Below are 1,643 nucleotides of genomic sequence, written 5' to 3' on the forward strand. Positions count from 1 at the left end.
CCCCACCCCCGCACTGCCCAAGCCGCCACGCTTCCACCCCCTTCAAAACCGCGTCTCCACTTCCAGCGCGAACAGGTGCCGGGGCGCATCCGGCGGCGTCCGGGCACCGCGCGCGTCCTTCAGGTCGAGCACCCACGCGTACCGGGCCCGCGTCGTCACCGCGTCCCCCGCCGACCAGCTCGCATCGAGCGAGGCCCGGAAGGACTGCTCCAGACGGTGGCGCGTCGCCAGGTCCTCGTCCTTCCACACCGCCCGCCCCCGCAGCCGCACCGCCTCACACGGCCGCACCTGCGTCTCCACCACCGCCTGCGCGTCCTCGCGCACGCCCGCGTTCACCGGATCATCCACCCGCGCATGCGCGTACTGCGCCGCCACGGAGACGGCGTCATGCAGCTCCACCTTCACGCGGGCCGTCACGCGCAACCGTGAGCCCGCGCAGGGCTCCTCCCCCGTCACGTCGAAGCAGTCCCCCGCCACGCCGACGTCCTTGTCCCGGTACTCGCCCCACAGCGAAGGCTGGAACAACGCATGCGCCCGCCAGTCCACCCGCGCCGAGCCGCGCAGGTGCACCGTGCCCGCGCTGCCCACGGCCGCGCCGTCGGAGGGCAGCGTCCACGCGTCCACCTCACCGCGCAGCCGCCACGCGTCCTCCAGCCGGTGCAGGTAGCGCACGCGCGCGCCCACCTCGTTCCGGGCCCGCGAGCCCTCCAGCTCATCCGGCCCGGACATCGCCCCCGTGTAGGGATTGGCGAAGCCGCGTCCATAGGCTCGCAGCGACACCTCCAGCTCCTTCGACGGATCCGCCACCACCGTGCGCTGGAGCACCGCGAACCCACCGCCTCCGCCGGGCGCCACATCGAAGCTGCGCGCCGCCTCCACGAAGAGGTCCACCGGGCCCAGGCCCCACGCCGCGTCGAGCCCCACCGCGCCGAAGCCTCCGCCCGCCGGGTAGCCCGCGGTGGAGCGGAAATCGAGCGCCGCGCCCTCCACGCTCCACACCGGCCGCGCGCCCCAGGCCGTCGCCCCCAGCTGCTTCCGTGGAGTCCAGGCGAGCGTCGCGTGGCCTCCACCCGCCCACTCGTGGAACACCCCGGGCAGCGAGCGCGACACCACGCGCCCCACCGGCGCACCCTTCCCTCCCAGCCACACCGCGGGCGCCCGACACCCGTCCCGTGCGCCCTCACACGAGGTGCGCTCCACCAGCGCATGCGAGAGGAGCGAGCGCGACTGGTACGAACCGAAGCCCGTCACCGACACCTCCGCGTCCGTCCCCACCGGTCCGCGCACCGTGCCCACCACGCCCCGGAAGCCCTCGTCCCACTGGAAGTCCGGCGTCACCTCCGCCTCGCGCTCCTCGGGCGCGCAGGCCCCTTCCCCAAGGAAGCACCACCGCTCCACGTTCCCGGGAGCGCGCACGACGTCGTCGGGCAGGAAGCCCTCCGGCGTGGGCAGCCCCGTCGTGTCCAGCGTGAGCCGCTGGCCGAAGCCCAGCCGGTAGGAGCCCACCAGCACCGACGCCCGCGCGCCCGTCCACTGCCCGTGGAACTTGGGCACGACCACCGACACCCCGGGCGCCTCCGCCACGAGCGTCCGTGGGCGCGCATCCCGGTGCACCGCGCCCAGCCGCCGCCGCGTCAGCGACG

1 protein-coding gene is annotated in these 1,643 nt (G+C 75.1%); it reads right to left on the reverse strand.

The window, feature by feature from the left end; genetic code table 11:
* Positions 1-42 precede the first annotated feature (42 nt).
* Positions 43-1,643 (reverse strand): hypothetical protein (locus tag D7X12_RS41195; RefSeq protein ID WP_120630546.1); only part of this gene is annotated, 1,601 nt, incomplete at its 5' end.

Source organism: Corallococcus sicarius (assembly GCF_003611735.1).
Taxonomy (GTDB): Bacteria; Myxococcota; Myxococcia; order Myxococcales; family Myxococcaceae; genus Corallococcus; species Corallococcus sicarius.